Annotated in this window: 5 protein-coding genes, 1 tRNA gene and 1 pseudogene; 3 read left to right on the top strand and 4 right to left on the bottom strand. The window is 65.6% G+C overall.

Annotation, left to right across the window (positions count from 1 at the left end; genetic code table 11):
* Both AC1DY5_RS44060 and galU read left to right on the top strand, forming a co-directional pair.
* Positions 1-388: pseudogene (locus AC1DY5_RS44060) on the top strand (valine--tRNA ligase); the annotation flags it as partial.
* Positions 389-482: 94 nt separating this feature from the next.
* Positions 483-1,373 carry a UTP--glucose-1-phosphate uridylyltransferase GalU gene (gene galU, locus AC1DY5_RS44055; protein WP_478120718.1) on the top strand — a complete coding sequence of 297 codons (891 nt, stop codon included), beginning with the start codon at positions 483-485 and terminating at the stop codon, positions 1,371-1,373.
* On the opposite strand, the gene AC1DY5_RS44050 is transcribed toward galU, so the two are convergent.
* From AC1DY5_RS44050 to cysM, 4 genes are read right to left on the bottom strand one after another with little or no spacing between them, the layout of a single operon-like run.
* Positions 1,354-2,463 carry an SGNH/GDSL hydrolase family protein gene (locus AC1DY5_RS44050; RefSeq protein WP_478120717.1) on the bottom strand — a complete coding sequence of 370 codons (1,110 nt, stop codon included), beginning with the start codon at positions 2,461-2,463 and terminating at the stop codon, positions 1,354-1,356. The two genes, galU and AC1DY5_RS44050, sit on opposite strands and share 20 nt — an antisense overlap.
* A gap of 10 nt (positions 2,464-2,473) precedes the next feature.
* Positions 2,474-2,701 (bottom strand): sulfurtransferase TusA family protein, encoded by a 228-nt coding sequence (locus tag AC1DY5_RS44045; protein WP_478120716.1) that lies wholly within the window; start codon positions 2,699-2,701, stop codon positions 2,474-2,476.
* A 26-nt stretch (positions 2,702-2,727) separates the two neighbouring features.
* Positions 2,728-3,258 carry an NUDIX domain-containing protein gene (locus AC1DY5_RS44040; protein ID WP_478120715.1) on the bottom strand — a complete coding sequence of 177 codons (531 nt, stop codon included), beginning with the start codon at positions 3,256-3,258 and terminating at the stop codon, positions 2,728-2,730.
* 8 nt (positions 3,259-3,266) lie between these two features.
* A complete protein-coding gene (gene cysM, locus AC1DY5_RS44035) occupies positions 3,267-4,169 on the bottom strand; it encodes a cysteine synthase CysM (RefSeq protein WP_478120714.1) in 903 nt (300 codons plus the stop codon).
* A 40-nt stretch (positions 4,170-4,209) separates the two neighbouring features.
* Here cysM and AC1DY5_RS44030 point away from each other — a divergent pair.
* Positions 4,210-4,294, top strand: a tRNA-Leu gene (locus AC1DY5_RS44030).
* The last annotated feature ends 35 nt before the right edge of the window (positions 4,295-4,329 follow it).

The raw sequence follows: 4,329 nt of genomic DNA, 5'->3' as shown, positions 1-4,329 counted from the left end.
GCTCTACGCAGTGGCCGACGATGCCGCGAGCAGCGCTTTCCTGCGGGATGCGGCGCCGGTGCTTCAGGCGCTGGCCAAGCTCAAGGAAGTGAAGGTCTTCGACGATGCGGCGGCCTGGTCGGCAGCGGCCGAGGCGGCACCGGTGGCGGTGGTCGGCTCGGTGCGCATCTGCCTGCACATGGAAATCGACAAGGCCGCGGAAAAGGTTCGTATCGGCAAGGAGCTTGCGCGAATCGAGGGCGAGATCGCCAAGGTGAATGCCAAACTCGGCAACGAAGCCTTCGTCGCCAAGGCGCCACCGGCCGTGATCGAGCAGGAGCGCAAGCGGCTGACGGACTTCAGCGCCACGCTCGATCGGCTGCGCGACCAGCTTGTCCGCCTCGGCTGACAGACTGGCAGCAGCCACGGCCCTTAGTATTCGGGTTGGCGCCTCCGGGTGCCTTCCCGCTTCCCCTTTCATCCTTCAGATCAGACGAAAGCCCATGTCCCACACTTCGACGCGCATTCGCAAGGCCGTGTTTCCCGTAGCAGGCTTTGGCACCCGATTCCTGCCGGCCACCAAGGCCCAGCCCAAGGAAATGCTGCCAGTGGTGGACAAGCCGCTGATCCAGTACGCGGTCGAGGAGGCCTATGCCGCGGGCATCCGTGACATGATCTTCGTTACCGGCCGCAACAAGCGCGCCATCGAGGACCACTACGACACCGCCTACGAGCTCGAATCGCAGCTCGAGTCGAGCGGCAAGACCGAGTTGCTCGACATCGCCCGTTCGGTGATGCCCGAGGACATGACCTGCTCCTATGTGCGCCAGCCGCGCATGCTTGGCCTCGGCCACGCGGTGCTGTGCGCCGAGCACCTGGTGGGCGACGAGCCTTTCGCGGTGCTGCTGGCCGATGACCTGATGGTCGGTCCGGCCAACGGCGAGCCGGTGCTGGCGCAGATGACGCGCATCTTCGACCGCCTCGGCGGCTCCTTGCTGGCAGTGCAGGAGGTGCCGCTGGCACACGTCAGGCGCTACGGCATCGTGGCCGGCGAAACGGTCGAGCCCGGCCTGGTCAAGGTCGATCGCATGGTCGAGAAGCCCCAGCCCGAGGAGGCGCCCTCGCGCCTGGGTGTCGCCGGCCGCTACATCCTCACGCCGGGCGTGTTCGCCGAGATCCGCAACCAGCCCAAGGGCGCCGGCGGCGAGATCCAGCTGACCGACGGCATCGCCGCGCTGATGAAGAAGGAATCGGTGCATGCCTATTCCTACCGGGGCACGCGCTACGACTGCGGCAGCAAGGAAGGTTTCCTGCAGGCGACGGTCGAACTCGCGCTGGCGCACCCCGAGGTGGGCACGACCTTCCGCGAGTACCTCAAGAGCCTGGCGCTTTAGCCGAGGCGATCAGCGGCGCCAGTAGGCGGAGGATTTCCGCGTCGTCGATCGGTGACAGCTTCAGGCCGAAGGCCTCGTTGAGACGCGTTACCAGCGATTGCGCCCAAAGCGCATTCCAGACCGCGCCGGCATGGTCGTCCGCGACCAAGGCGTTGCCGGGGTCATCGCCAATGGTATTGTTCACGCGCAGCGTGGGCCCGAAGGCGATGGTCTTGTAGGCGGGCTTACCGGTTTCGTCGCGCGCACCCCAGTGCGTCCTGAACCATGCCAGGTCGTCGAAGAAGGCGACATGGGTGCGCTCGGCTGCGATCTTCCTCAGCGCATCGTTGAACGCAGCGAGGGCGGTGTTGATGTTCGCGGTTTCCTGCGCCGACTGCCACTTGTCGGTGAGGAGCGGATCATCGGCTTCGTTCAGGAGCCCCACCACCAGGATCCGCGTCCGCGGGTGCGAGGCATGGATCAGATCGACGGTCCGGCCGATCTCTTTGCTGCAATAGGCAATTGCTTCTCGAAGTTCGGGTGCATCGGGATCGCGCGCCTGCAGATCGAGCAGGCCGATCCAGTTGTTGAGCCCGATGCGGATCACGACCACCCCGCGCTGCCAGCGCTCCGGCTCACGGTCCATCAACGCAACCAGGTTCTGCGCCTGCCGGACGCGACCCGACAGGAGGTCGAAACAGGTCGCACCGGACTTGGCGAAGTTGTAGAGGTAGTCCTGCTTCTTTGGCGTGCGACCGACGGCAAGCCCCAGCCGCTCACGCGCCCAGGCGACGGCGGGAGGTCGCCCCCAGACGCCCCACGGGCCCTGGTCGATTTCCTGCCCCCGCAGGCGTCCGAGCACTTCGGTCCACTGGAACGTCATGGACCGCAGCGCGCCGCCACGCTCGGCCGATCCGGGCGGAAAGGCAATGCGGTCCTGGTAGGAATGGCTGTTGGAATCGCCGAGGACCGCGAGGGGAATGGCGCCCGCAGGCACGGGGGATTTGTCAACGCTGGAAGCCATGCCATCGCTCCACAGTGCCACCACCATCGCTGCGGACAGGCCCGCCGCCAGCACGGCCAGCGCGAACACGACGATGCCGCGCTTCATGCGGTGTCCTTCAGCGGCGCCGCAGCACGTGAATGAAGTCGCTGTCGACGGTCTRCTGGTCGACCAGGTCGTTGCCGGTCTGGCGGGCGAAAGCCTGGAAATCGCGCACCGACCCCGCATCGGTCGACACCACCTTCAGCAGTTCCCCGCTGTGCATCTCATTGAGCGCCTTCTTGGCCTTCAGGATGGGCAGGGGGCAGTTAAGGCCGCGGGTATCGAGCTCTTTGTGGATATGCATGGCCGTTCCTTGAAACTGCGGCGATTTTAGGAGGCTGGCCGCGGCCATTCCATGAACTCGGGCTCATGCCCCCGCGTGCGCAGCCAGTCCGCCAGCGCGTAACCCGTGCCCGCGGGCCAGCAGCGCAGCGCAGGCAGGTCGTAGAGCCGATAGTCCACCAGTTCGGGCGAAAGCCGGACCTCGCCATCGGCGACCGCATGGAAGGCGATGATGACCTGGTTCATTCGCTGGAAGTCGTAAACGCCCACCAGGTTCAACTCGCTCGCATCGAGATTGGTCTCTTCCTTGATCTCGCGCGCAATRCCTTCCTGAGGCGTCTCACCGGCCTCCATGAAGCCGGTGATCAGTGCGTACATCTTGTGCGGCCAAGCCGCATTGCGTGCCAGCAGCACCTGGCCGCGGTATTCGATGATGGCGGCCAGCACCGGCGTCGGGTTGTTCCAGTGCGTCCAGCCGCAGGCCGGACATCGCAGGCGCGATTTCGGGCCGCCGTCCTCCGCGAGTTCGATGTGGGCCAGCGGCGTGGCGCATTCGGAGCAGAACTTGGGTGAGGGCATGTTTCGTCTCAAGCCGGAAATACGCCGGTGGACAGGTAGCGGTCGCCCCGGTCGCACACCACGAAGACGATGGTCGCGTTCTCGACCGTCTTGGCGATCTCGAGCGCCACCCACAGCGCGCCCGCGGCCGAAATGCCGCCGAAGATGCCTTCCTCGCGCGCCAGCCGGCGGCACATTTCCTCGGCGTTGTCCTGACTCACGTTGACCACCTGGTCGACCCAGCTCGGGTCGTAGATCTTCGGCAGGTACTCCTGTGGCCACTTGCGGATGCCCGGGATGCGCGAGCCTTCGTCAGGCTGGGCGCCGACGATGCGCACCGCCGGATTTTTTTCCTTCAGGAAGCGGGACGCGCCGGTGATGGTGCCGGTGGTGCCCATCGCGCTCACGAAGTGCGTGATACGTCCACCGGTGTCGGCCCAGATCTCGGGGCCGGTGGTCTCGTAGTGGATGCGCGGATTGTCGGGATTGGCGAACTGGTCGAGCACCCGGCCCTTGCCCTGCTGCATCATCTGCTCGGCAAGGTCGCGTGCGTACTCCATGCCGCCGCTCTTCGGGGTCAGCATGAGTTCGGCACCGAAGGCCTTCATGGTCTGGGCCCGTTCGACCGACAGGTCCTCCGGCATGATCAGGACCATGCGGTAGCCCTTGATGGCCGCTGCCATCGCCAGCGCGATGCCAGTGTTGCCCGAGGTCGCCTCGATCAGGGTGTCGCCAGGCTTGATTTCGCCACGCTCCTCGGCGCGCTTGATCATCGACAGGGCCGGCCGGTCCTTGACCGATCCGGCCGGGTTGTTGCCTTCGAGCTTGCCCAGGATCACGTTGCCGCGCTGCGCGTTGGCAGCCGCATCGATCCGCTGCAGCGCAACCAGCGGCGTCTTTCCAATCGCGTCTTCAATTGTCGGATATTGCATGGGGCCACTGTGCCATAATTTTGGGCTGCCTTCCTTCCGTGCCCGGGTGGTGAAATTGGTAGACGCAGGGGACTCAAAATCCCCCGCCGCAAGGCGTGCCGGTTCGATTCCGGCCCCGGGCACCATGGCTCTTGCCATGAATCCCCGCACGCGCGCGGAT

This window comes from Variovorax sp. P4_D9 (assembly GCF_056401695.1).
Note: the sequence above shows the minus strand (reverse complement) of the source record. Positions and strands in the feature narration are given on the sequence as shown.